The sequence below is a fragment of the Streptomyces sp. NPDC005302 genome (assembly GCF_040607345.1).
GTDB lineage: Bacteria > Actinomycetota > Actinomycetes > Streptomycetales > Streptomycetaceae > Streptomyces.
Window position 1 is genome coordinate 270,909 of sequence record NZ_JBEXGN010000003.1, and the last position, 25,568, is coordinate 296,476.

General features: G+C 71.7%; 22 protein-coding genes and 1 pseudogene. 14 read left to right on the plus strand and 9 right to left on the minus strand.

The annotated features are described in order from the left end of the window. Positions 1-179: 179 nt before the first annotated feature. From ABZT74_RS05720 to ABZT74_RS05740, 5 genes and pseudogenes are all read right to left on the minus strand, one after another. On the minus strand, positions 180-620 hold the full coding sequence (locus ABZT74_RS05720; protein WP_356165316.1) for an SRPBCC family protein: 441 nt from the start codon (positions 618-620) through the stop codon (positions 180-182). Positions 621-786: 166 nt separating this feature from the next. Continuing rightward, complete coding sequence (locus ABZT74_RS05725; RefSeq protein WP_356433647.1) at positions 787-1,557, minus strand: polysaccharide deacetylase family protein; 771 nt, start codon at positions 1,555-1,557, stop codon at positions 787-789. A 108-nt stretch (positions 1,558-1,665) separates the two neighbouring features. Beyond that, a pseudogene (locus tag ABZT74_RS05730) lies at positions 1,666-1,977 on the minus strand (FAD:protein FMN transferase); the annotation flags it as partial. A gap of 179 nt (positions 1,978-2,156) precedes the next feature. Further along, complete coding sequence (locus ABZT74_RS05735; protein WP_356433501.1) at positions 2,157-3,530, minus strand: diacylglycerol kinase family protein; 1,374 nt, start codon at positions 3,528-3,530, stop codon at positions 2,157-2,159. Between the two features lie 160 nt (positions 3,531-3,690). After that, on the minus strand, positions 3,691-4,176 hold the full coding sequence (locus ABZT74_RS05740) for a helix-turn-helix domain-containing protein (protein WP_356433502.1): 486 nt from the start codon (positions 4,174-4,176) through the stop codon (positions 3,691-3,693). 98 nt (positions 4,177-4,274) lie between these two features. Here ABZT74_RS05740 and ABZT74_RS05745 point away from each other — a divergent pair, with 98 nt between their 5' ends. Continuing rightward, positions 4,275-4,766, plus strand: coding sequence for a PaaI family thioesterase (locus tag ABZT74_RS05745; RefSeq protein WP_356433503.1), 492 nt, complete (start codon positions 4,275-4,277; stop codon positions 4,764-4,766). A 22-nt stretch (positions 4,767-4,788) separates the two neighbouring features. Here the strand turns inward: ABZT74_RS05745 and ABZT74_RS05750 are convergent, their stop codons facing one another. Beyond that, the gene (locus tag ABZT74_RS05750; RefSeq protein ID WP_356165328.1) at positions 4,789-5,178 is read right to left on the minus strand and encodes an NUDIX domain-containing protein; all 390 of its coding nucleotides are present in this window, start codon (positions 5,176-5,178) and stop codon (positions 4,789-4,791) included. Between the two features lie 176 nt (positions 5,179-5,354). Between ABZT74_RS05750 and ABZT74_RS05755 the strand changes: the two genes are divergently transcribed. The 5 genes from ABZT74_RS05755 to ABZT74_RS05775 all read left to right on the plus strand — a co-directional run bounded on the left by ABZT74_RS05755 (position 5,355) and on the right by ABZT74_RS05775 (position 11,189). Beyond that, entirely contained in the window at positions 5,355-5,990 is a 636-nt protein-coding gene (locus ABZT74_RS05755) for a DUF1345 domain-containing protein (protein ID WP_355869359.1), read from the plus strand. Between the two features lie 153 nt (positions 5,991-6,143). After that, entirely contained in the window at positions 6,144-7,202 is a 1,059-nt protein-coding gene (locus tag ABZT74_RS05760) for a Dyp-type peroxidase (RefSeq protein WP_356165331.1), read from the plus strand. Continuing rightward, positions 7,199-8,041: a family 1 encapsulin nanocompartment shell protein gene (locus ABZT74_RS05765; protein WP_355869365.1), complete on the plus strand. Its 843-nt coding sequence runs from the start codon at positions 7,199-7,201 to the stop codon at positions 8,039-8,041. The genes ABZT74_RS05760 and ABZT74_RS05765 overlap by 4 nt, the downstream gene beginning before the upstream one ends. 240 nt (positions 8,042-8,281) lie before the next feature. Further along, a complete protein-coding gene (locus ABZT74_RS05770; protein WP_356433504.1) occupies positions 8,282-10,846 on the plus strand; it encodes an ATP-dependent Clp protease ATP-binding subunit in 2,565 nt (854 codons plus the stop codon). 64 nt (positions 10,847-10,910) lie between these two features. Then, the gene (locus ABZT74_RS05775; protein WP_355869371.1) at positions 10,911-11,189 is read left to right on the plus strand and encodes a hypothetical protein; all 279 of its coding nucleotides are present in this window, start codon (positions 10,911-10,913) and stop codon (positions 11,187-11,189) included. 118 nt (positions 11,190-11,307) lie between these two features. On the opposite strand, the gene ABZT74_RS05780 is transcribed toward ABZT74_RS05775, so the two are convergent. Further along, positions 11,308-11,796 (minus strand): GreA/GreB family elongation factor, encoded by a 489-nt coding sequence (locus ABZT74_RS05780; RefSeq protein ID WP_355869374.1) that lies wholly within the window; start codon positions 11,794-11,796, stop codon positions 11,308-11,310. 303 nt (positions 11,797-12,099) lie between these two features. On the opposite strand from ABZT74_RS05780, the gene ABZT74_RS05785 reads away from it, so the two are divergent. Further along, positions 12,100-14,370, plus strand: coding sequence for an FdhF/YdeP family oxidoreductase (locus ABZT74_RS05785; RefSeq protein ID WP_356433505.1), 2,271 nt, complete (start codon positions 12,100-12,102; stop codon positions 14,368-14,370). A gap of 121 nt (positions 14,371-14,491) precedes the next feature. On the opposite strand, the gene ABZT74_RS05790 is transcribed toward ABZT74_RS05785, so the two are convergent. Both ABZT74_RS05790 and ABZT74_RS05795 read right to left on the minus strand, forming a co-directional pair. Continuing rightward, on the minus strand, positions 14,492-16,135 hold the full coding sequence (locus ABZT74_RS05790) for a peptidoglycan-binding protein (protein ID WP_356433506.1): 1,644 nt from the start codon (positions 16,133-16,135) through the stop codon (positions 14,492-14,494). A gap of 163 nt (positions 16,136-16,298) precedes the next feature. Then, positions 16,299-16,760 (minus strand): peptidoglycan-binding protein, encoded by a 462-nt coding sequence (locus tag ABZT74_RS05795; RefSeq protein ID WP_356175644.1) that lies wholly within the window; start codon positions 16,758-16,760, stop codon positions 16,299-16,301. Between the two features lie 316 nt (positions 16,761-17,076). Between ABZT74_RS05795 and ABZT74_RS05800 the strand changes: the two genes are divergently transcribed. The 7 genes from ABZT74_RS05800 to ABZT74_RS05830 all read left to right on the plus strand — a co-directional run bounded on the left by ABZT74_RS05800 (position 17,077) and on the right by ABZT74_RS05830 (position 25,532). Then, positions 17,077-17,994: a peptidoglycan-binding protein gene (locus ABZT74_RS05800; protein WP_356433507.1), complete on the plus strand. Its 918-nt coding sequence runs from the start codon at positions 17,077-17,079 to the stop codon at positions 17,992-17,994. Further along, a complete protein-coding gene (locus tag ABZT74_RS05805) occupies positions 17,991-18,947 on the plus strand; it encodes a DUF2690 domain-containing protein (RefSeq protein ID WP_356433508.1) in 957 nt (318 codons plus the stop codon). Before ABZT74_RS05800 ends, ABZT74_RS05805 begins: the two co-directional genes overlap by 4 nt. A gap of 112 nt (positions 18,948-19,059) precedes the next feature. Then, positions 19,060-19,935, plus strand: coding sequence for an AraC family transcriptional regulator (locus ABZT74_RS05810; RefSeq protein WP_356175653.1), 876 nt, complete (start codon positions 19,060-19,062; stop codon positions 19,933-19,935). Between the two features lie 165 nt (positions 19,936-20,100). Continuing rightward, a complete protein-coding gene (locus tag ABZT74_RS05815; RefSeq protein ID WP_356175838.1) occupies positions 20,101-20,979 on the plus strand; it encodes an ABC transporter ATP-binding protein in 879 nt (292 codons plus the stop codon). Between the two features lie 134 nt (positions 20,980-21,113). After that, positions 21,114-22,178, plus strand: coding sequence for an iron-siderophore ABC transporter substrate-binding protein (locus ABZT74_RS05820; protein WP_356433509.1), 1,065 nt, complete (start codon positions 21,114-21,116; stop codon positions 22,176-22,178). Next, positions 22,175-24,277: an iron ABC transporter permease gene (locus ABZT74_RS05825; protein WP_356175659.1), complete on the plus strand. Its 2,103-nt coding sequence runs from the start codon at positions 22,175-22,177 to the stop codon at positions 24,275-24,277. Before ABZT74_RS05820 ends, ABZT74_RS05825 begins: the two co-directional genes overlap by 4 nt. Positions 24,278-24,407: 130 nt before the next feature. Next, complete coding sequence (locus ABZT74_RS05830) at positions 24,408-25,532, plus strand: peptidase C39 family protein (RefSeq protein ID WP_356175662.1); 1,125 nt, start codon at positions 24,408-24,410, stop codon at positions 25,530-25,532. The last annotated feature ends 36 nt before the right edge of the window (positions 25,533-25,568 follow it).

The following is a 25,568-nucleotide window of genomic DNA, read 5'->3' on the forward strand; positions in this document are numbered from 1 at the left end:
GGCGCCGTTCCCCGGCCCTTGGACGGCGCCGCCCGCTGACCGGCTGTGGTCCGGGACCTGCCGCCCGGGTCACGGCCGGGCAGGCGCGCTGGCAGGAAGCTGATGGGAAGGAGGGGAGAGGGAAGGGAAGCTGACGGCAGGGGGACTTCGCGGAACTCCCGCGCCGATGAGGGGCGTTGTCACTCCTGGCGCAGCAGCGCGTCCGCCGCCCGCCCGAACATCCACCGCGCCGACCGTTCCAGCGGCCCGTCGGCGAGGCCGGGCAGCCCCCGTACGGTGATGTCCTCACGCCAGATCACCCGAGAGCCCCCGTCGTCCGCCGGGTGGACCTCGATCTCGGCCCACCCGGTGACGAACCTGCCCCGCTTCTCCAGCCGGCACCGCCCGGGCCCCCCGTCGCGCGGTGGCTCCCAGGCAGTGACCTCCATCGGGTCGTCGAACGCGAGGGGCCCGATCCCCGACCGCGCCACGAACACCGTGCCCTGCCCCGTCGGCGGAGGGGTGCGCACGGTCACCCGGGTCAGCGGGACGACGTCCGCGTGCCGGGGCCAGTCGGTCAGGCGGCGCCAGCTCCCGGCGACGGAGTGCCGGGACGCGCGTTCCAGGACGAAGAGGGCCACGGGACGAGCCTAAGCGTGTTCCCCGGAGGAACCGCGACCCGGCCGAGGAACTGGTCCCCGGGTCGTGCTCGCGCTTGCGTTCGTGGTCGCGGTCATGGGTGGGGCTTGGGCGGGGCCTGCGCCCCTGCGCGGGAGGCCGGCGCGGTGGTCCGGGGCGGGCGCCGGGTCAGGGCCGGTACACGGTGCCCGGCTCGGCCTTCCCCGGCGCCAGCAGCTGGGGCACGGTGACGAACACGTACCCGCGTTCCTTCAGCGCGTCGATGATCCCCGGCACCGCCGGCACCGTGCCCGGGTAGAGGTCGTGCAGCAGGATGATCCCGTCCCGGGACGACTGCTCCAGGACGCGTTTCTCTATCAGCGCGGAGTCGTCGGTCCGGTAGTCCTTGGCCGTCACGCTCCACAGGACCTCCGCGAGCCCCTCCTCCCGAGCGATCCTGTGCACGGTGTCGTCCGTCCGGCCCTGCGGCGGACGCATCAGCGTCGGCCTGCGTCCGATGAGCCGCTCTATGGCGTCGTCCGGGCGGCGCAGCTCCTCCCGTATCTCCTTCGGGGATATCCGGGTGAGGATCTTGTGGTCCCAGGTGTGGCTGGCCACCTCGTGGCCCTCGGCGGCCATCCTCCGGACCAGGTCCGGGTACTTCTCGATGTGCCGCTTGCCCAGCAGGAAGAACGTGGCCGGGACCTTCTTCTCCTTGAGGATGTCGAGCAGCCGGGCCGAGTGCTCGCTCGGGCCCGCGTCGAAGGTCAGCGCGATGCACTTGGCCTTCCGGCAGTCGACGGTCCCGAAACCCGTCCGCAGCGCGGCGTTCTTCGCGTCGGCCCGTGCGGTGCTCGGCGCGGTGGTGTGCAGCGTCGTGCATCCCGTGAGCGGGAGGGCCAGAGCGACGGCGGCGGAGATCGTGGCCGCGGCACGGAACCCGGGCAGGGGTCTTTTCATCTTCCAGGGCAGAGAAGGCATGGGCGCACTATACATACCGTGTATACACGGTATGTATAGTGCTTCGTGCTGGGCCGACGCCCTGGTAGGAGGCCTGTGGAGGGTCGGTCAGGCGCCCGCTCTTCGGCGAGGGCTCAGCCCGCCAGGGGAAGCCGCCGTCCGCTGGACCCGGTGTTCCGCGTCCACCGCGAACACCTCGCAGCCCGGACGGGCCGCCGCCCACGCGACGCCCTCCCGGCCCAGGGCGAAGGCCGCCGCAATCGCGTCCGCCTCGGTCCGCGAGGGCGCCGCCACCGTGACGCTGAGCAGCCCGGTGGCCGGACGGCCGGTGCGGCCGTCGAGGATGTGGTCGCCCCGCTCGTAGCGCGCGGACGTGGCCACGGCGCCGTCGGTGATCTCCACCACCGCGCACAGCCGGTCCCGTACACCGCAGACGGCGCGGTCCCGGCCCGGCCCGACGCGCCCGACGCGGTGCCGGCTCCGCGGACGGAGGATCCGGAGCGGCTCCCGCTGTCCTGAGGTGTCCTGAGGTCTTGAGGTCTTGAGAGCGATCGGGGTGACGGCCTCAGGTCGCTGAACGCGCCCCGGACGCGTGCCGGTCAGACGAGCTTGCGCAGGGTGTCCGGCCCCGGCGGTCTGTGCCCCGGGCGCCGCACGCCGGCCGTGCGGCCCACGAGCACCGCCAGCGACAGGAGCCGCCGCCAGTCGAGGGCGGGCGGGGCCGTCGGGACACCGGGGCGCTTCTTCGGGACACGCACCCGCAGCGCACCCGGCGCGACCCGGCAGTGCACCGGCGTCGGCAGGACCATGGCCTCGCCGTCGATACCGACCTCCAGTTCGGGGGTGTCCGCGCCGACGACCACCTCGCGGGCCGTGAGGACCGAGAGGCCGCCCGGGTCCGGGGCGAGCAGCAGCGCGGCTGCCTCCACCGCACTGTCGATCTTGACTCCGAGGATGCCGAGCAGCCCGGAGTCGAGCCGCTCGCGGCGGCCCAGACCGGCGGACTCGTTGGTGCGGTAGGGGTTGTTGCTCACCAGCAGCGCCTGGGGTGCGTCGAGGGTCGCTCCCGCGGCCTCGGCGGTCAGCTGCGGCCCGCGCTGGCGGGTGAGCAGATCGGGGAGGAGCTGCAGCGAGGTGCCGATCTTGTCGTCGCGGTAGGCGGGATCCTGGACGACGGCCGCGTAGGCGCCGAACGACGCGTTGTTGACAAAGGGGTGGCCGCCGGCGAAGCCGAGGTCGACGCGCAGTTCCACACCGTTCGGCAGGGCGTCGAGACAGGTGGACGGATCGTCGCGGTCGAGACCCAGGTCCATCGCGAAGTGGTTGCGGGTGCCCGCCGAGATGACCAGGAACGGCAGCCCGTGTTCGGCGGCGACGGCCGCGACGAGCGCCTGCGTCCCGTCGCCGCCCGCGACGCCGAGCAGATCCGCCCCGTCCGCGACCGCCTGCCGGGCCAGCTCCGTCACGTCCTGGTGGTTCTCCGGGTCGAGCAGCACGACCCGCGCGCCGAGCCGCTCGGCCTTCTCCACGAGGCCGAACTGCTCCACCTTGCCGCCGCCGGAGCGCGGATTCATCAGGACGAACGGCCGCCGCGGCGGCGGGGTGCGGTGCTCCTTCATCGGCCGTACCCGGCCGCGGGCGCTCCGCAGCGCGTACCGGCCGCACCACACCGCGAGGACCCACAGCACGGGCGACAGCAGCAGCGTCCACAGCAAGGTGACCGCGAGGACCACGATGACGCCGAGGGGTACGGCGATCGCCAGCAGTCCGGCGATCCAGCGCGCGGGGCCCCGGCGGGTGAGCGTCCACCACAGCGCCGCCGCCGCGACGGCCATGCCGACGATGGACGCGATCACGAGCAGGACGCCGCGGACGCCGCCGTCGATGAGCGGTACGGCCACCGCGAGTGCCGCCGCGACGAGCGACGCCCTCGCCGCCCACCGCTCACGGGCCGGCGGTCTCGTGTCCGTCATCGTTCCTCCACCGCTCGGTCCCTCGCGCACTGGACTCACCGTACGAGAGGAACCGCGCCGCCGGTCACGCGGACCCGGTGGGCCGGGCTCGGCCGGGTCGGGGGACCCGTGCTCAGGGCGGGCCCTGTCCGGCTGCGCGCACCTTGGGCGCGTGGCCCCCTCAGGGAGCGGCGACAGCGCCGTCCGCGCGCTTCGCGGAGGGGCCGGGACGGGTGCGTGCGTCGGGGGGAATCAGTTCGCCGTGTCCCGCGCCGCAGACGACCGCCGCGCGGACCTGCTCACCGCAGCCGTCGTGCACGACCTCCAGGGGCGGGCCCTCGCGGTCCGCCGTGTAGCGATCGCCCCACTGCTTCAGGGCGATCATGGCGGGCCACAGCTCCCAGCCCTTGCGGGTGAGCCGGTACTCGTACCGGGTACGGCTGCCCGGTTCGCTGTACGGGACGGTGTCCAGGATCCCGGCCGCGACCAGCTTCCTCAGCCGGTCGGCGAGCACGCTCTCGGACAGGCCGACATGCCGCCGGAAGTCGTCGAACCGCCGCACGCCGTTCATGGAGTCCCGCAGGACCAGCATCGACCACTTCTCGCCGATCAGGTCGAGCGTGCGCTGGACCGTGCAGTTGTCGGTGCTGGTGTCGAGCCACGTCATGAGGCCCATCGTAGGCTGGCTGTGTCATTGACAGCCAGGTCCCGTACTGGCTAACTTCGAAAAAAGAAGACAGATCGACGAGTGGAACGGGGAGCGTCATGGGCAGGTCACGCACATACGACTGGGAGGATCCGGCCGTCTCCGCGTCCGCCGTCGGGCACTACAGCGGTCTCGACTTCCTCCGCGAGGTGCAGGCCGGACGCCTCCCCGCGCCACCGATCACGGCGACCCTCGGCATGACCCTCGACGAGGTCGAGCACGGCCGCGCGGTCTTCTCCCTGATCCCGGGGGAGGAGCACTACAACCCCATCGGAAGCGTCCACGGAGGCGTCTACGCCACCCTGCTCGACTCCGCCGCGGGGTGCGCCGTGCAGTCCGTGCTGCCCCCGGCCATGGGCTACACCTCGCTGGACCTGAACGTGAAGTTCCTGCGGCCGGTCACCGTGGACACCGGCCGGATCCGCGCGGTCGGCACCGTCTTCAACAGCGGCCGCCGCACGGCCCTCGCCCAGGCGGAACTCCTCGACGAGGCCGACCGGCTGCTCGCCCACACCACCAGCAGCTGCCTGCTGTTCCCCGTCCCCGTCTGAGCAACCCCGGGAACCGGCGCCCCTACAGGGGTGTGTGACCCTCCAGGTACCGCCGTACGGTCTCGGGCAGCCCGGTGCCGATGGCCTCCGCGAACGGGGTCCAGCGGAGCTGCTCCGCGCTGAGCCGCGCCTCCGCCGAGGGGGTGTCGCTCAACAGCCTGCACACCACGGTCGACGGGCCGGCCACCGGCCCCTCCACCGCCGCGCCGTCCGCCTCCAGCAGCGAGGAACCGTCCACGAGGTAGCCGGTGAGTTCGTAGACCACGCGAGCCGCCGTGGCCTGCGGACGCTCGGCCAGTTCCGGCGGTCCCGACGGCAGCCCCCAGCCGTCCGGCGCGTCGACGAGCAGCAGCAGGCCGTCGTCCACGACGACCGCCTCCACCGTGTCCCGGGCGGTCTGCTCCAGTGTCATGGCCCAACCGATCCTTCCCTCGCCGCGCGACCGCCGGGCCGGTCCCGTCAGGGTGCTCCGTTCCTACCCGCCGGGGAGCCGTTCACGCGGTGCGCTCCACGCCGGTCCCGGCCGTGGACCCCGGCCTGGCAGCCCCGCCGGGCTGCCAGGCCGCAACGGGACTAACGTGGCGCCGTATGAGGATGAAGCTCCCTTTGGACGCCGTGCCGCGCCTCACCGGCGCGGTGGTCCTCGGTGCCGCCGTCGGGGTGGGCGTGGGACTGGCGACCGACGTTCTGCTGGGTCTGCTGGCCGGGATCGCCACCACCGAACTGTTCTTCGTGCTGGCGGGCTGGATCGTCATGTGGCCCATGGACGCCGCCCAGGTGCGCCGCAACGCGCGCCGCGAGGACTTCAAGCCCCTGACCGACGAGCTGGTGGTGGTCGCGGTCGCGCTGTGCGGACTCTTCGCGATCGTGCTGCTGCTCGTGCGCGGCGGCAAGGCGGACGACGGCCACGCCGCGGCCGTCACGGCCCTGTGCGGTGTCTTCCTCGCCTGGTCCGCACTCCACCTGATGTACGCCACCCGCTACGCCTACGTGTACTACGAGCACGACGGCGGCATCGACTTCAACTCGAAAGACCAGCCGTCGTACCGCGACTTCTTCTATTTCAGCTACAACCTCGGAATGACGTATCAGGTCTCCGACACCGACGTCTCCAGTTCCGAGATCCGCTCGATCGTGCTCAGGCACTCCCTTCTCTCCTACGTTTTCGGCACCAGCATCCTCGCCACGGCCATCAACGTCGTCGTCGGAATCGTCAGCGGCTGACGCGCCGGGCACCGGAATGCAGGTGCTGACGTGTCCACGGCATTGAGCGGTCCGGATCTCGTGCGGATTCCTCCGGCACGCAGCAGGATGGAGGGAAGAACCGACCGTCCCGCACGCGAGGGACACTCCCGCGTCTCACGAGGAGGCCGACTCTTGGCTGAGCGACAGGCCGTCATCTCCCGACCGGCCAGAGCCACCGTCTTCCTCGTGCTCACCGTCACGCCGGGCCACGAGGACACGGTCCGCGACCTCCTGGAGGACGTGTCGGGCCTGCGCCGCTCCGTCGGATTCCGCGCGCCCGGCGACCGGCTCGCCTGCATCGTCGGCATCGGCTCCGACGTCTGGGACCGGCTCTTCGACGGCCCCCGCCCGCAGGAACTGCACCCCTTCACCGAGCTGAACGGCAAACGCCACCGGGCCCCGTCCACCCCCGGCGACCTCCTCTTCCACCTCCGGGCCGACCGGATGGACCTGTGCTTCGAACTGGCCCGGCTCATCATGGAACGCCTCGACGGCGCGGTCGCGACCGTCGACGAGGTCCACGGGTTCAAGTACTTCGACGAGCGCGACCTGCTCGGATTCGTCGACGGCAGCGAGAACCCCGAGGGACGGCTCGCCGCCGACTCCGTGTTCGTCGGCGACGAGGACCCGGACTTCGAGGACGGCAGCTACGTCATCATCCAGAAGTACCTGCACGACATGGCCGCCTGGAACGCCCTGCCCGACACCGAGCAGGAGAAGGTCATCGGCCGTACCAAGGCGGCCAACGTCGAACTCCCCGACGACGTCAAACCCGCGGACTCCCACGTCGCGCTCAACACCGTCACCGACGACGACGGCGACGAACGCAAGATCGTGCGGGAGAACATGCCGTTCGGCACGCTCGGCGAAGGCGAGTTCGGCACCTTCTTCATCGGCTACGCGCGCACCCCCGACGTGACCGAGCAGATGCTGCGGAACATGTTCCTCGGCGACGGCCCGGCCCCGCACGACCGCATCCTCGACTTCTCCACCGCGATCACCGGCTGCCTCTTCCACGTCCCGACCGTCGACTTCCTCGACGACCTGCCCGCCGCTCCCGGCGCGGAGGAGACGAACGTCCCCGCGGCCCCCGGCGAGGAGCCGGCGGCGGCCCCGCCCGCCCCTCCCGCGGAGCGGCCCACGGCGAACGGCTCGCTGGGAATCGGCAGCCTCAAAGGAGTCCGGACATGACCACGTTCGACGGCACCGGCAATCTGCACCGCGAACTCGCCCCCATCACGCCCGCCGCCTGGGCCGAGATCGAGGACGAGGCGCGCCGCACCTTCCGGCGCAACCTCGCCGGACGGCGCGTCGTGGATGTCACCGGCCCCGATGGCCCGGAACTCGCGGCCGTGGGCACCGGCCACCTCTCCGGCATCGACGGCCCCTCACCCGGGGTCACCGCGCGGCTGCGCCGGGTCCAGCCCCTCGTCGAGCTGACCGTGCCGTTCCGGGTGGGCCGCGACGCGGTCGACGACGTCGACCGGGGGGCCAAGGACTCCGACTGGCAGCCGGTCAAGGACGCCGCCCGCACCATGGCGTTCGCCGAGGACCAGACCGTCTTCAACGGCTACGCCGCCGCGAGCGTCGACGGGCTGCGCGCCCGCACCTCCAACCCGGTGCTCCGCCTGCCCGCCGAGCCCCGCGACTTCCCCGACGCCGTCAGCCACGCCCTGAGCACCCTGCGGCTGGCCGGCGTCCAGGGCCCGTACACGCTGCTGCTCGGCGCCGAGGCGTACACGGCGGTCAGTGAGACCTCCGACCACGGTTACCCCATCGCCGCCCACCTCGGCCGGATGCTGGACGGCCGCCTCGTCTGGGCGCCCGCCGTCGAAGGGGCCTTCCTGCTCACCACCCGGGGCGGCGACTACGAATTGCGGCTCGGCGAGGACCTCGCCATCGGCTACACCTCGCACGACGCCGACGGCATCGACCTGTACTTCCGCCAGACCCTGACGTTCCTCGTCTACACGGACGAGGCCGTGGTCGCGCTCGACCCGTGGACCGACGCGGGCACCGGACAGGGCTGAGGGCCGACAGGGACGGAAAAACGCCGACAGACGCGGGCCCCGCCGACCGGCGTCCGCTTTCCGCGTGTACGGCCCTGTCCCGCCGGCCTTCCCGACTCGCTTTTAATCGGGCCGAGTTCATCTCGTGCCGGTGAACCGCCGCGGCCGACGGGCCCGGCCCGGGCGATGTCCCCTCCGGTTGCGGAGCAATAGGCCCCGCGAAATGGTGGAGAGTACTCATCGCCGCTCCGGGAGCTGCTCATGTCGATGTCGACGTACGGTTTCGGCTCGTCCGATCCTTTCGGCGAATTGCTGAACCGCTTTTTCGGTATGTCACCCGCGTCGTCGCCACCTGCGGTACAGCGTGTGCCGATCGGACGGCTGCTGACCGAGTCCTCTCAGGAACTGCTCAATCTGGCCGCGCGCCGGGCCATGGAAGACGGCACCTCCGACCTCGACACGGAACATCTCCTCTGGGCCGCCACGAAGGTGGAACCCGCCCGCTCGCTGCTGGCCCAGGCCGGAGTCGACCCCGACGCCCTCGCGGCGCAGCTGGCCGAGGTGCTGCCCCGGGAGACCAGCGAGCCGTCGTCGGAGCCGGGTCTCACCCCGGCGGCCAAGCGCACCCTCGCCACCGCCTACGCCCGCTCGCAGGCGGCGGGGGTCTCCTACATCGGCCCCGAGCACATCCTGGGCGCCCTGCTCGGCGACGCGGACAGCGGCGCCGCCCAGCTCCTGCGCGCCGACGGACAGGACGCGCAGAAACTGGCGGGCCTCACGGAACGCGCCGCCCGCCAGGAGAACCGCTCGTACGCCGAGCCCGAGCAGCCCGCGACGACCCTGGACGAGTTCGGGCGCGACCTGACCGAAGAGGCCAGGGCCGGAAAGCTCGACCCGGTGGTCGGACGGGCCGAGGAGATCGAGCAGACCATCGAGATCCTCTCCCGCCGCTCCAAGAACAACCCCGTCCTCATCGGTGAGCCCGGTGTCGGCAAGACCGCCATCGTCGAGGGACTCGCCCAGCGCGTCGTCTCCGGCGACGTCCCCGACACCCTGAAGGGCAAGCGCGTCGTCTCGCTCGACCTGTCCGCCATGGTGGCGGGCGCCCAGTACCGCGGGCAGTTCGAGGAACGCCTGAAGAAGGTCATCGAGGACGTCCAGGACTCGGACGGACAGGTCATCCTCTTCATCGACGAACTCCACACCGTGGTCGGCGCCGGCGCCTCGGGCGAGAGCTCGATGGACGCGGGCAACATGCTCAAGCCCGCCCTCGCGCGCGGCGAACTGCACGTCGTGGGCGCCACGACCATCGACGAGTACCGCAAGTACGTCGAGAAGGACGCCGCGCTCGAACGCCGCTTCCAGCCGGTCCTGGTCCCGGAGCCGACGGTCGAGGAGACCGTGCAGATCCTGGAGGGCCTGCGCGACGCCTACGAGGCGCACCACCAGGTCCGTTTCGCCGACGGCGCCCTCGCCGCGGCGGCCGAGCTGTCCGACCGCTACATCAGCGACCGCTTCCTGCCCGACAAGGCGATCGACGTGATGGACCAGGCGGGCGCGCGGGTACGGCTGCGCAGCGCGAGCCGGTCGACCGAGGTCGCCGAACGCGAGGACCGCGTCGCCAAACTCCGCCGCGAACGCGACCAGTCCGTCGCCGCCGAGGACTTCGAGCGCGCGGGACAGCTGAAGCAGCGGATCGCCGAGGCCGAGGGCGAACTCGCCGGCATCGAGGAGCGCCGGGCCGGCGTGGTGTCCGTCACCGCACGCGACATCGCCGACATCGTCTCCCGGCGCACCGGCATCCCGGTCTCCCAGCTCACCGCCAGCGAGAAGGAGAAGCTCCTCAAGCTGGAGGAGGAGATGCACTCCCGCATCGTCGGCCAGGACGAGGCGGTCACCGCCGTGTCGCAGGCGGTTCGCCGCAACCGGGCCGGCATGGGCGACCCCAACCGCCCCGTCGGCTCCTTCCTCTTCCTCGGCCCGACCGGCGTCGGCAAGACGGAACTGGCCAAGACCCTCGCGGAACTGCTCTTCGGCGACGAGAACCGCATGACCCGCTTCGACATGAGCGAGTTCCAGGAGAAGCACACGGTGGCCCGCCTGGTCGGCGCGCCTCCCGGATACGTGGGCTACGACGAGGCCGGCCAGCTCACCGAGAAGGTCCGCCGGCAGCCGTACAGCGTGGTGCTCTTCGACGAGGTGGAGAAGGCACACCCCGACATCTTCAACACGCTGCTCCAGATCCTCGACGACGGACGGCTCACGGACGGCCAGGGCCGCACCGTCGACTTCCGGCACTGCGTCGTGATCATGACGTCCAACATCGGCGCGCACCTCATCCTCGACCACAAGGGGGACGTGTCCGAGCTGAAGGACGTGCTGATGGACGAGTTGCGGACCCGGTTCCTGCCGGAGTTCCTCAACCGCATCGACGACATCATCATCTTCCACGGGCTCAGTGAGAACGACCTCGGCGAGATCGTCGACCACCTGCTCGGCCAGAGCGAACGCCGGGTGCACGCGCAGGGCCTGAAGCTGGAGGTGACGGACGCGGCCAAGAAGCTGCTCGTCGCCCACGGCCACCAGCCCGAGTTCGGCGCACGCCCGTTGCGGCGGACCATCCAGACAGAACTCGACAACCGCATCGCGGAGCTGCTGCTCAGTGGCGAGGCCGAACGCGGCGACACGATCGTCGCCGACGTCCGGGACGACACGGTCCACTGCACCGTGCGCAAGGGCGACGGCCCGGCGGAGGAGGACCGGGGGAGCGGCGGGGCCGCGGACGAGCGGGAGGGCGCGACGAACGACGGGACGGAGGACTCCTGACACCGAAAGGCGTGCCCCGGCGGGCTGACGTCCGTCCCGGGCAGTCCATTTGAGGAGGCTGCGCATGACGCACCACAAGTCCAACCGAGCTGTCGAAGGCGATCCGGAGCACGGCCACAGCAGGGGCATGCCCCGGCGGGTCGACGAGGACGAGCTCCAGGCGCGTACGGAACGCGACCGGCGCGAGGCCGGTCTGCCGGGCGGGCCCACGGAGGACCCGGAGGCCGAGTACCGGCAGGAGCGCGAGGAGATCGACCGCGAGGTCGGTACCGGTGAGATGCCCTCCGGCAGGGCCACCCGGCGGGAGCGGGATCCCTTCCCGCCGTCGCACTACGAGCGCTGAACGAACGACGACGGCCGGCCGGGGGACCACGTGAGCGTGGTCCCCCGGCCGGCCGCCCCGTTGTTCCGGCTCGGTGGCCGCGCTGTCCGGCCGTTCCGTCGGGTGTGCCGTACCGCGGTCAGCCGTCGCTGCCGGGCCCGGGCCCGTCGCCGAGCGAGACGACCTCCGCGCTGTCCTCGCCGTCGGGGGCGTCGAAGGTCACGGTGTCCCCGGGGCGGCGGCCGAGCAGTGCGCGGCCGAGGGGGCTGTCGGCGGTGACCAGCGTCCGGTCCTGTGCCACGGCGGTCTCGCCGATCTGCACGGTCTCCTCGCCGCCGTCGCCGAACCGGACGGTGACCGTGCTGCCGACACCGACCAGACCGGTGGGGGGAGGCCCCGCCACGTCCGCCTGACGCAGCCGCGTCGTGATGTCCCGGATGCGGTCGTCCAGCCGCCGCTGGTCGTCGGCGCGCTGCAACTCGTCCGCCTCGTCGGCCCGGTCGCCCACCTCGGCGTCGGAACCCCGCAGGGTCGCGGCCACGGTGTCGCGCTCGGTGTGGAGATCGGCGAGTTCCTGTTCGAGGGCCTGCCGGGCGGTCTCGCTGATCGGCGCTGGTTCGCTGGACATGCCTGCTCCTCGGGATAGGGAACCGTCGGGCACGTTCACGTGCGGAGAGTCGCAAACACATCGATCGTAGGTCGAATCGCGACGATATGTGATGTATGGAATCGTGGAACGCGCTGTTCCCCGGCCATCAGGACACCTCGCGGTGTCCCGCGAGTGAGGGAGGTTCGGTATGTCGTCGAAGCGACGCCGCAAGAAGAAGAGCAGACGCAAGCACGCGGCCAACCACGGGAAACGACCCCAGTCCTAGGCGCGGTGAGACTCTTGAACGCATCCCGGAACGGCCACGACGGTGTGGAGCCCAACGTGGGGCCCACCCCACGGGGTGAACCGGAGTTCCGTCCGTACCATCACCCGGCGGCCGGCTGGGGTGCGGCCAAGAGCGTCACCCGCGTTCTGGTGGACGAGAAGGCCCTCGTGGACGGTCCCCGCGCGATCATGCGCATGAACCACGAGAGAACGGGCTTCGACTGTCCGGGATGCGCCTGGCCCGACGACACCAAGGGCCTGCACCTGGACATCTGCGAGAACGGCATCAAGCACGTCACGTGGGAGATGACCGGCAAGCGCGTGGGCGCCGAGTTCTTCGCCGCGCACTCGGTGAGCGAACTCTTCGAGTGGAGCGACTTCGACCTGGAGGACCAGGGCCGGCTCACCGGGCCGATGGTCTACGACCCCGAGTCGGACCACTACGTCCCGATCAGCTGGCGCGACGCCTTCGAACTGGTCGGCCGGACCCTGCGGGAGCTGGACGACCCGAACCAGGCCTCCTTCTACACCTCGGGCCGCCTCGGCAACGAGGCCACGTTCCTCTACCAGTTGATGGCCCGGGAGCTGGGCACGAACAACCTGCCCGACTGCTCGAACATGTGCCACGAGGCGAGCGGCCGTGCCCTCACGGCGTCCCTCGGCACCGGCAAGGGCACCGCGGACCTCAAGGACTGGGAGACCACCGACGCCCTGTTCATCATGGGTGTCAACGCCGCCTCGAACGCGCCCAGGATGCTCACCGCCCTCGCCGAGGCCTACGACCGCGGCGCCCAGATCGTGCACATCAACCCGCTCGTCGAGGCCGCGGCGACCCGCACCATCGTTCCGCACGACTTCACGGACATGGCCCTCTTCAAGTCGACGCGGACCAGCACCCTGAACCTCCAGGTCCGCATCGGCGGTGACATGGCGCTCCTGCGCGGCATGTCCAAGGCGATCCTGGAGCAGGCCAAGACCGACCGGAAGGCTCTGGACCAGGAGTTCATCGACCGGCACACGGCCTACTTCGACGACTACCGCGCGGTGTGCGAGGCCACGTCCTGGGACGAGATCGAGCGCCAGTCCGGGATCGACCGCGACGGCATCCTCGCCGCCGCGAAGGTGTACCGCGAGGCGGACCGCAGCATCATGAGCTGGTGCCTCGGCGTCAGCCAGCACGAACACGGCGTCGACACCGTACGGGAGATCGTCAACCTCCTTCTGCTGCGCGGCAATCTGGGCCGCGAGGGCGCCGGCCCGTCACCGGTGCGCGGCCACAGCAACGTCCAGGGCAACCGGACGTGCGGCATCGACCACCGGCCCGGTGCGGAGTTCCTGGACCGGCTCGGCGAGGTCTGCGGGATCGACCCGCCGCGTGAGCACGGCATGGACACCGTCGCGACGATCCAGGCCATGCGGCGCGGGGACGTGAAGGTGTTCGTCGGCATGGGCGGCAACTTCGCCCTCGCCGCGCCGGACACCCCGTACACCTACGCGGCGCTGCGCAACTGCGACCTGACGGTCCAGGTGAGCACCAAGCTCAACCGCAGCCACCTCGTGCACGGCCGGCGGGCGCTCATCCTGCCGTGTCTCGGCCGGACCGAGAAGGACCACCAGCGCGGCGGCATCCAGAGCACCTCCGTCGAGGACTCGATGAGCATGGTCCACCTGTCCATCGGCATGAAGCGGCCCGCCTCGAAGCACCTGCTGTCGGAGCCCGCCATCATCGCCGGCATGGCCCGCGCCGCCCTCCCGGACAGCGCCACTCCCTGGGAGTGGTACATCGAGGACTACGACCGCATCCGCGACACGATGGCGCAGACCCTCGACGGTTTCGAGGACTGCAACCGCCGCGTCCGCCTGCCGCTCGGCTTCCGCATCAAACAGCCCGCCCGCGAACTGGTCTTCCTCACCCCGAGCGGTCAGGCCGAGTTCTCCACCGCGCCACTGCCCGACGTGGTCCCCGCGCCCGGCACGCTCGCGCTCGGCACGATGCGCTCCCACGACCAGTGGAACACGACGATCTACTCGGACAACGACCGCTACCGGGGCGTCAAGAACCTGCGCACGCTCGTCTTCATGAACGAGGACGACATGCGCGAACGCGGCATCTCCGAGTTCGACCCGGTCGACATCGTCGCCACCGCCAAGGACGGCACCCACCGGCGCCTCGACGGCTACCTGGCCATCCCCTACGACATCCCCCGCGGCTGCGCGGCCGGCTACATGCCGGAGATGAACGTCCTCTGCGCGATCGGCGACTACAGCCTCCAGAGCGACCAGCCCCTGATGAAACACGTCAAGGTGACGATCGAGGCGCACGCCTGACCGCAGGCGTACGGGGCCGGCGGTGTGGAACCGCCGGCCCCTGCCTTCCCCCGTGGTCCTGCCCCCCCCGTTCCCCCGATCCCCCGTTCGCGTGGGGCAGTTCGGCCGGTGGGGCGTCCGGTCAGCGCACCCGGATGAAGAGCACGTCGTAATTGCTGTTCGTGCTGCGGCTCTTGACGTAGACGCCGTCGCTGCCGCCGTTGGGATTGCCGGTGTTGCCCTCGACGGCGGTGAAGCTGGAGCCGGACACCGTCCGCACGATGCCTATGTGCTCGTGGCCGCCGGTGAAGTCGTTGCCGCCGTTCCAGTCGTAGGCCACGATGTCGCCCGGCTGCGGGCTGGACGTCACCGACAGGTGGTAGTTGCCTGCCCGCGCCTGCTTGACCCAGCCGGACACGTACGTGTTGCGGTAGGTCGTCGCTCCCGTCTGCTTGCCGACCCAGCTCACGAACGTGGCGCACCAGGCGTAGTCGTCGGTGGACAGCGACAGGCCCACGGCCGACCCGTAGCTGTTCGCCCGGGCGCTGCCTTCGACCGTGCCCTCCTCGGCCGCGGCCACGCTGAGGATCTTGCTGTAGCCGCCGCCGGGCGGGGGCGACGACGGCGGGGTGACCGCGCCGTACAGGGCCGCCTTGGTGTTCGAGCCCACGTGACCGTCGACCGACAGGCCCTTCTCGGCCTGGAAGTCCCGCACGGCGCTGTCGGTCAGCGATCCGAAGTCGCCGTCGACGGCGAGGTCGGCACCGTGGTGGTTGAGCAGACTCTGCAACTCGGTGACGCAGCCGCTCTTCTGGCCCTTCACGATCTCGCTCGGGCACGAACCGGAGTTCAGATTGACCGGCGCCGGCGCTCCGTTGCCGCCACCACCGCCGATGTTCGAGTACAGGGCGGCCTTGGTGTTCGCGCCCACCTCACCGTCGGCCGACAGACCGCTCGCGGACTGGAAGGACTTCACGGCCGCCAGCGTCAGCGGTCCGAACCCGCCGTCCACGTCCAGGTGTTGGCCCTTGCCGTTCAGCAGGGCCTGGAGCGTCGACACACAACCGCCGCTCTGCCCCTCCACGATGTTCGCCGGGCAGGACGCCGACCTCAGGTCCAGGCCCGTCGACGGCGACTCGTCGGTGTCGTACAGCTCCCGCTTGGTGTTCGTGCCGACCTGGCCGTCGACCGACAGACCGTGGGCGGACTGGAAGCTGCGGACCGCGGTCTCTGTCCCCGCCCCGAAGTCCCCGTCCACCTCGACCGAGTAGCCGTGGTGCCGGAGCAGCCGCTGCAGTTCGCTGACGCATCCGCCCTTGTTGCCCTTGACGACGTTCGCCGGGCACGAGGAGGACATGAGGTTGACCGGCGCCGGTGCCGACCCCCCGGTCGCGTACAACTTGCTCTTCGTCTGGGGGCCCACCCGCCCGTCCACGGCGATCGCCGTGGCGGCCTGGTACTCACGCACCGCGTAGTAGGTGTTCGCCCCGAACTCACCGTCCACCTGCAGACCGGCACCGTGCGCGTTGAGCAGCGTCTGCAGCTCCGTGACACAGCCGCTCGTCTGTCCCTGCACGATGTCGGTGGGGCAGGACGACGAGGTCAGCTTGATCGCCGCCGGTGCGGCCACCGCGGGACCGGCACCGAACAGGACGCCGGCCGAGAGCATCGCCGCGGTGGCGGCGAAGGTCCCGGTCCGGACCCGCCACCCCGGGCCGCCGCGGACGGGACCCCGCCGGCGGAGGCTCTCGCTGTCGGCGGGAGCGTGGATCGCAAGTCTTCCCATGCTGTGGGACATCTCCTTCGATGATGGGTGGGCCTGCTTCAGCGAGCCCTTTGCGGCCTCGCCGCGACGTTCACGGGGCCTGCGCCCGACCGCCGTACCGCGGCCCGCCTTCCCGGAGAGGGAAAGCGGGCCGCGGGGTGGGTTCACCTGGCGGCCGGACCGTTCAGCACGGGTAGAGGGACGCGAAGTCGTTGGCGAACCGCTTGAACGCGGCCTTGGTGTCCGCGCCGGGGTCGCCGTCGATGGCGTCGTTGTAGTTCCAGCCGAACTTGAGCATGCGCTGGAGCGCCTTGATGGTGTTCGGGCCGGGGTCGCCGTCGATGCTGTCGGTGTAGCTCCAGTACGCCCGGAGGTGGCGCTGCATCGCCTTCCAGCTGTTGGTGCCCAGCTGACCGTCGATGCTGCCCGTGTAGCTCGCCGGAGCGTCGCGCATGAAGCACTGGACGTACTTGGCCTGCGTGGTGCTCAGACCCAGGTTGTTCGTCGCGAGAACGGAGACGGACTGGGTCCGCGGGGCCTGTGCGGGCGCGGCGAATCCGGGTCCGGCGGTCGCGAGGCCGCCGGCGGCGAGTCCGATCACTGCGGCGGTGCCCACCAGGGTCCTGGCCAAGACTTTCGATCGCATACGTCGTTTCCCTCTCGGGTCGTCGGGCGCACCTTCCACGGCTGTGGTGCAGGTGGCGAGACGAGAGTGCGACGTGGGGGGCGAGGGGCACCAGCGTCGCGCCGCAAGTGAGGTCCCGACGGGACGTCCCGCATGCTGACCTGCGGGGAAGTCGTCCCGGGAGACCGCACGGTGGGACGGTGGTGGCGGCGGTGGCGCGACAACACTTGGGTGCAGCAACCACGTTGCCGTGCGGCCGGGTGTCCGCTGATGCACAATGCGACGGCACAGGGGGCACTGACCATGGCCACTGATCATGAACGCCTGGTGGGGGAACATGTCGCGTTGGAAAGCGCTGCCTGCGGAACTCGACCCGCGCGTCCGGCAGTTACTGGTGCGCTTACGCCGGCTGAAGGATCACAACGGTCTCACCATGCGGCAGTTGGCGGCCCGGACGGGGTACAGCGCGAAGTCGTGGGAGCGGTATCTGAGCGGCCGGTCGGTGCCGCCGCCCGACGCGGTGGAGGCCCTGGCCCGGATCTGCGGTGACGACCCCGTCCGGCTGCTCGCGCTGCACGAAGTCGCCGTCGAGGCGTGGCGGGACAAGTCGGCGGGCGCGCCGGAACAGGGCGCGCCGGAACAGGGCGTGACGGACCCGAGCACGCGGGAACAGGCCGTGGCGGAACCGGTGGAGATGGAGCCTGCCCCGTCGGACGCGGCCGAACCGGTCCCGGCGGGCCCGCCGGCGGTCGCGCCGGACGCGGAGCCGGAGCCGGTGATGATGGCGACGCACGCCGCCGAGGGACCCCGAATATCCCGACGGGCGCTGAGCGTCGCCCTCGTCTCGGGCTGCGTGGCCCTGGTGCTCGCCGCGTCGGCGGCGGTGTTCGTGGCCGTACGGTTCGCGGGCGACGAGAAGGGCGGCGCACCGGCGCCCGCCGGGCATGCCGCGTCCACCGCCGCGGGGTCACCCGCCGCCACGAAGGCCGCGTACCGCTGTCATCTGGAGCGGATCGGCGGACACTGGTACGCGGGCAACAGCCGGGCCACCAACGCCACGGTGGCGTACGGGGACTCCGGACCGCAGGTGGCCGAGGTGCAGTGCCTGCTCCGCAGGGCGGGGATCTCCCCGGGCGGCATCGACGGGATGTTCGGCCCGCTCACGATGGGCGCGGTCGAACGCTTCCAGAGGCAGGCACACCTCGACGTGGACGGCATCGCCGGGCCGCACACCTGGAAGGCCCTCCGGGGATGACCCCGACGCCCGAACACGCCCGACTCGCGGCCGAATTGAGGGCGTTGCGGGAACGCACCGGCCTGAGCCTGTCCGGCCTCGCGGCGAAGACCGCGTACAGCAGGTCGTCCTGGGAGCGCTACCTCAACGGCAGGACACTGCCGCCGCGGCAGGCGGTCCGGGAACTGTGCCGGCTGGCCGGTGAACCGGAGGGGCGGGCGGTCGCGCTCTGGGAGATCACCGAGTCCGGATGGAGCGGCCGGGCCAAGGAGGCACCGCGGGCGGCGGCACCACAACCGGAGGCGCCACCGAAGCCGGGGACGGCAGCACGGCCGGAGGCGGCACCGGAGCCGGAGACCGCGACGCGGCCGATAGCCGAGCCGCCGAGGGCGGAGTCCGCTGACGTGGCGTCGTCGGCAGACCGGTTCTCCACGCGGCGGACGCCCTCGCCGTCCCGCCGTCGGACGGTGACCCTGATGGCCGTCCTGGCGACGGTGTGCGCCCTGGCCGTCGGAGGAGTGACGGTGGCGCTCCTCGTGCTGACCCGCGACCACGGCGATGCGCGGCGCTCCGCCCCGCCGCCCTCGTCGGCGGCCTCGTCCTCGACGCACCCGAACTGCCGCGGAGCCGCCTGCGAGGGCCAGAGCCCCATGGTCACGAAGTGCGGCGCGCAGCCCGAGACGCTGGTCCGGCGTCGCATGTCCACCGGCGCCTGGATGGAGGTGCGGTACAACCGTTGGTGCGGGGCGAGCTGGGCGCGGACCTGGGGTGCCCGCGTCGGCGACCGGATCGAGATGAGCGCGGACGGCGCGGGAAGCCCGGTCCGCCGTGCCAAGATCAAGGACGACGTCGACACCGATTCCTTCGTCTACACGCCGATGACGGCGACGCTCCCCGGCGCGGTCGTCAGGGCCTGCTTCCTGCCGGCGGCGAGCGACACGAAGGAATGCTTCGACAGCCGGGTGACGCGGTGATGCGGTGATGCGGTGACGCGGTGACGCGGTGTGTGGCGCGGGCCGGGGTGCCGCGGGACGACCTCGCCCCGCCCAGGAACCGGTGCGGACCAGGGCCGATAGACTCCCTGTCATGGTTCGAGCGTCCCGTGGTGCGGCGATCCCCGGGATGCGGCGGAGCGAGGCGGGCACCGTCGTGCGGCGGGCCGAGCCGCTCCCGGAGCCGACAGGGGCAGGTGTCATCCAGGCGGGATTCCGGATCGTTCCGGCCCCGACGGAGTGGTCTCCGCACGCGCATCCCCTGCACGAACTCGTCTGGGTGCGCGGGGGAACGCTGACGTCCCGGGTGGGGGACCGCCTCTTCACCGTGGTCGAGGGGCACGGGCTGTGGATGCCCGCCGGAGAGGTCCACGCGGGTCGGGCGACGGAGGGCGCGGAGTTCTTCGACGCCTTCTTCGCCCCAGACCGCACGCCGTTCGCCTTCACGGAACCCATGGCGATCGCGATGACGCCGTTGTTGGAATCGCTGCTGACCCATCTGTCGTCCGCGCACCTCGACGCGGGGGCCAGGGCGCGGGCCGAGTCGGTCGTCTTCGATGTGATCCAGCCCTCGGAGCGTCAGTTCGCGTTGCAGGTGCCCGGCGATCCGCGGATCGACGCCATCGCCGAAGCCCTGCTGGACGATCCCTCCGACTGCCGCTCGCTGGAGGAGTGGGCACGTCGGCTCGGGACCAGCGACCGCACCATCACACGCGCCTTCCGCCAGACGACGGGTCTCTCCTTCGCGCAATGGCGCCAGTTGCTGCGGGTGCACCGGGCGCTGATGCTCCTCGCCGACGGCTTCGACGTGACGACGGTTTCCGAGGTGCTCGGCTACGCGCAGCCCAGTTCCTTCATCGTCGCCTTCCGGCGGGTCATGGGAACCACGCCGGGTGCGTTCTTCGGCGCGGCGGCTGCCGGCTCGTCAGGGGATGTCCGGAATTCCGTATCGAGTGGCCAGAACTCCTGATTGTCGACGCGGCGAGCGGAATATAGCCTTCACCGAGTTAGGTAACCCTTAGTTGTTGCTCGCCGTGCACGGTGCTGTCCGTGCGTGGGTGAGTGCGCGGTCCGGCCGGTCGAACCGGACGGAGGTTGCCGCAGTCCTCGCCCCTCCGAACGTCCGGACATGTTCATGTTCACCAGCCCCTTCCGGTCCGCAGGAAACACCGTGGCCGCCTCTGTCGCCCCTGCCGCCGCGGTCCCGGTGGCCGCGCTCATCGGGCACGACCTGGTACTCCGCTACAGCGGCAGGCCCGTCGTCCACGGCGTCTCGGTCGCCCTGGAACCCGGCCGTGCGACCGCCCTGGTGGGGCCGAACGGCAGCGGAAAGTCCACGCTGCTGCGCGCGCTCTCCCGACTGCACCGGGTGGACGGCGGGCGGGTGACGCTCGGCGCCCCCGACGGAGAGCCCGAACGGGACGCGGCCCTGCTCAGCTCGCGTCGGTTCGCACGCGAGGTCACCCTGTTCTCCCAGTCGAGGCCCGCTCCGCAAGGACTGACGGTCGCGGAGGTCGTCGCGTTCGGCCGCCATCCGTACCGGCGTGGCTTCGCCGGTCCGACCGCCGGGGACCGGACCGCCGTCGACCACGCCATGGGGGTCACCGGAGTACGTGACATGGCCGGGCGCCAGGTCGGAGAACTCTCCGGCGGGGAGATGCAGCGTGTCTGGCTCGCGGCCTGTCTGGCCCAGGACACCGGCGTCGTGCTGCTGGACGAGCCGACCAATCACCTCGACCTGCGCTACCAGTTCGAGACGCTCGACCTGGTACGGGACCTCGTCGAGGAACACGGCATCGCGGTCGGGATCGTGCTGCACGACCTCGACCAGGCGTCCCGTGTCGCGGACACGCTCGTCCTCATGCGTTCCGGCCGGGTGTACGCGGCCGGAGCGCCGGCCGATGTCCTCACCGCGGAGAACATCGGCGAGGTCTACGACATCCGTGTCGAGGTGGCCGTCGATCCTCGAACGGGGCGGCTCCGCATCGATCCCCTCGGACGTCATCTCTCCTGAACGCGGCGGCGCGTCACCCGGAGTGCGGCGTCTGCCGCTCCGTCGGTGACGGGCTGCCCGAAAACGCCCACGCATCGTCTCGTGCGGCCCCCACATCACTGGGGCCCCACATCACCCGTGAAAGAGGAACCCTCATGAACCGTGCCCGTCTCCTGGCGGTGTCGGCCTCGGCCGGGCTCGTTCTGCTCGCCGCAACGGCCTGCGGAACGACCGACGTCGACAAGGCAACGGCCGGCGGCAGCGCCGGCGCGTCCCCCGCGTCGAAGGACTGCGCCCGGGACACCGCGACCCCCTCGACGAAGCCCGTCTCGTTCACGGACGGCGTCGGCCGGCAGGTGAAGCTCGACAAGCCCGCCGAGCGGATCGCGGTCCTCGAATGGCAGCAGGTCGAGGACGCGCTGACGCTGTGCGTCACCCCCACCGCCGTCTCCGACGCCAAGGGGTACCGCACCTGGACCAGCGCGGAGAAGCTGCCCAGTGGCGTGACGGACATCGGTACCCGCGAGGAGCCCGACCTCGACACCCTCTACGCGGCCAAGCCCGATCTCATCGTCGTGGAGGCCTTCGACGCCAAGGACGAGATGATCAAGAAGCTGGAGAAGAGAGGCGTCCCCGTGATGGCCACGCGCGGGGCCGACCCGAAGGACCCGATCGGGAACATGCGCAAGGTGTTCAGCATGATCGGCGAGGCGACGGGACGCACGGAACGGGCCGACCAGGTGCTCAAGGAGTTCGACCAGCACCTCGCGACGGCCAAGCAGCAGGTCACCGACGCCGACCTGCCGACGAAGGACTTCCTGTTCTTCGACGGCTGGCTCGAGGGGGGCAACCTGACCGTCCGTCCGTACGCGGACGGCGCCCTGTTCACCGAGATAGGCAAGGAACTCGGCATGACCCCGGCGTGGACCAACGACGTCAACAAGAAGCACGGTGACGGGGGAGTGGACGCCGCCTACGGCCTCGCCCAGACCGACGTCGAGGGACTCACCGCGGTGGGCGACGCCAACCTCTTCTACGCGAACGACGACGGCGCCGGCGGCTACGTCGCGGCGCTGGCCAAGAACCCGATCTGGAAGAAGCTCCCGGCCGTGAAGGAAGGCCGCGCCCACGCCTTCCCGGCGCGGGTCTGGGGCGCCGGTGGTCCGCGCTCTTGCGCGCAGGCGATCGACGCGTACGTCGACGTACTCGACAAGAAGTGAGCGCCGTACACACAGCGGCACCTGAAGCGGGGCCGCTGCCGGGCGCCGGACGCGGCAGCGGTCCCGCCGGGGCGGCCGTCCTGGCGCTCCTCCTCGTCGCGACCGTCCTCGTCGGCCTGTGGCACCTGACGCAGGGGACGTCGGGCGTCGGCTTCGGCGACCTGGTGCGCCATCTCGCCGGGGAGCACGAGAACACCGGCGGGGCGCCCGTCGGCGAGATCCTCACCGGCTCGCGCCTGCCGCGCCTGTTCGCGGGTGTCGCGGTGGGCTTCGCCCTCGGCTGCGCCGGCACGCTGCTCCAGTCCGTCACCCACAACTCGCTCGCCTCGCCGGACACCCTCGCGGTCACGTCCGGGGCCTACTTCACCCTCACGATCGTCGCCGCCTTCGGCCTCACCGTCCCGCTGTGGGCGTCGGGAGCCGTCGCCTTCGCGGGCGGCCTCGTCGCGGCGGCACTCGTACTGCTCCTCGCGGGCCGTGCCGCGGGCACCGCGGGAACCCGCCTCATCCTCGCCGGATCGGCGACGGGGATGGCCCTGGACGCGGCGACCGGGATGCTCCTCATCCTGTTCGACCAGAACACGACCGGTCTCTTCGCCTGGGGCAGCGGCTCGCTGGCACAGCTGAACATCGACGCGTCGGTACGTGCCGCCCCGCTCGTCGTCGTGATGCTGTGCGTCGCCCTGGCACTCTCCCGGCGCCTCGACGTGATGAACCTCGGCGACGATGCCGCGTCCACCCTCGGCGTGCCGATCCGCACCACCCGCGTGACCGCCGTGCTCTGCGCGGTCCTGCTGACCAGCACGGCGGTGACCCTCGCCGGCCCGATCGGCTTCGTCGGTCTCGGGGCGCCCGTCATGGCCCGCCTGATCGCGGGACGGGTCCGCGCGCTGCGCCGGCACCTGTTCCTGATCCCCGCCGCCGGGCTGCTCGGCGCGCTGCTCGTGCTGCTCGCGGACGCCTCCCTGCGCGCGGTGCAGGGGGCGGACGGGGCCGCCTCCATCCCCACCGGCGTGCCGACCGCGCTGCTCGGCTCCGTCGTGATCGTGGTCCTCGCGCTGCGGCTGCGTGACACGGGCGGGGTCCGGCAACCACCGCGCGCGCGGGTCGCCGCCCGCTCACGCCGCGCCTTCCTCCTCGTCACGTCCGGCGCGGTGGCGCTCCTGCTCGGAGCGGCTCTCATGGCGGTCCTGGCGGGAAGCCTCTGGCTGCGGACCGGGGACATCGTGCTGTGGCTCCAGGGCGCCGCCCCGGACCTGATAGGCCAGGCGCTCGACGACCGGGTCCCGCGTGTGACCGCCGCGATCCTCGCCGGCGCGGCGCTCGGACTGGCCGGATGCGTCGTACAGAGCTCGGTGCGCAACCCGCTCGCGGAGCCCGGGGTGCTCGGCATCACGGCGGGCGCCGGCCTCGGCGCGGCGAGCGTCGCCACCTCGGGCCTGCCCGGTGGCCGGCCGGTACTCATCGCGGTGGCGGTCACGGCGGCGCTGGCCACGTTCGCGGTGATCGCCCTGCTGTCCTGGCGCGGCGGCTTCCTGCCCGACCGGTTCGTCCTGATCGGCATCGGCATGGGGTACGGCCTCAGCGCCGTCACCACCTTCCTCCTGCTGCGCGCCGATCCGTACAACACGCCCCGCATCTTCACCTGGCTCTCCGGCACGACCTACGGCCGCACGTTCCCGGACGTCGTCCCGGTCGCGGTGGCCCTCGCTCTCGCCCTTCCCGTACTGCTGTCCCTGCGCGGCCGGCTCGACCTGCTCGCCGTCGACGAGGACACCCCGCGCATCGTCGGGGTCAGGGTGGAACGCACCCGGTTCACCGCCCTGGCGATCGCCGCGGTGCTCGCGGCGCTCAGCGTGATCGCCGTCGGCGTCGTCGGCTTCGTGGGGCTCGTCGCCCCGCACCTCGCCCGTTCCCTGGTGGGTGCCCGGCACGGCCGCGCGATCCCGGTCGCGATGCTGCTCGGCGGAGTGCTGGTGTGCGTGGCGGACGCCCTCGGCCGCACGGTCGTCGCCCCCGCCCAGGTGCCGGCGGGCCTCATGATCGCGCTGGTCGGCGCACCGTACTTCGTGTGGATGCTCCGGAAGTCCCGCGCCTGACACGGGAAGGGACGGGGCCCGCGCCCACAGGCCAGGGCTCCGGCGCTCCTCCTTTCCCCTCACCTTCGCCGCTTCCCCCTTTCCCCTTCTGCCTTTCCCCCGTCCCCTCCGCCCCGCCAGGAGCACCGGAATGCCGTCCCGTCAGGAAACGCACGCACGGCTCGCCGAGTCCGTGCGGCCCGCGACGAGCATCGTCGTCCCCTACGAGCCCGACGCCCCGCCGGCTCGACTGGCACGGCTCGTCGGCGACGAGGTGGCGGAGCGCTGGCGAGCGGTCGACCGCTCAGCCCACGCCCCTCACCTCGTGGCCGTTCCCGAAGCCGACGGCGAGGGCTGGGCCGCCGCGGCGCTCGTGACGGCACGTCCGGACACCGCCTACCTGAAGATCGTCGACGCCGTCGGCGACGTGCGGGCAGCCGCAGGAGCCGTCGTCGCCCACGCGGGCCGCCGAGAACTCACCCAGGTCAAGTGGGAAGGGTGGACGGCGCGTCCCGAGGACGCCGAGGCCGCCGGCTTCGCCGCCCTGAGTCCTCCGCTCACCCCGTCGCAGCACTCGGCCGGACCGGCTTCCGGCTACGTCCGCTGGCTGCGCGACGGCACGACGACCGCACCGCCGTACTACGGGCAGACGACGCACTTCACCTGCGGTGCCGTCACCGCTCTGGTCGCGCAGGCGCACGCCGGGGCGCTGGCGTTCGAGGCACTCGACCGGCAGGCGGAGCTGACGCTGTGGCGCGACGCCACCAACTTCCTCGCGTGCGAGCCCGTCGGACTGGGCGTCGCCGTGCGCCGGGCCTGGCCCTCGTCCCCGGTCACGGTCCACCTGGACACGGACCGGCCGGTGTTGCTCGACCACTACCCGGAGAACGACCGGGAGTGGCGGGCCCTGCTCCAGCGCGCCTCCCGGACCGACGCGGAACGCACCGGTGTCCCCATAGACCCGGGCCGCCTCTCCCTGACCGCGATCCGCGACGCGATCGGCCGACGCGAGCACGTACTGCTCCTGCTCTCCCTCGCCGGGATGCAGGGATTCGACGTGCCGCACTGGGTGCTCTGCCACGGCGTCGTCCCCGGCGCCGTCGTGATCGACGATCCCTGGGCCAACGCGACGACGGGGGACACCTGGGTGGACGCCCACCTCCTGCCGGTCCCCGACACGTCGCTCGACACGATGTCGGCCATCGCGCCGGAGGGCTTCCGCGGCGCGGTGGCCATCGGCACCCCGCGCGGGCCGGACGAAGCGCCGTCCTCGTGAACCACCAACCTGACGCATTGTGCGGCCACTTCGAGA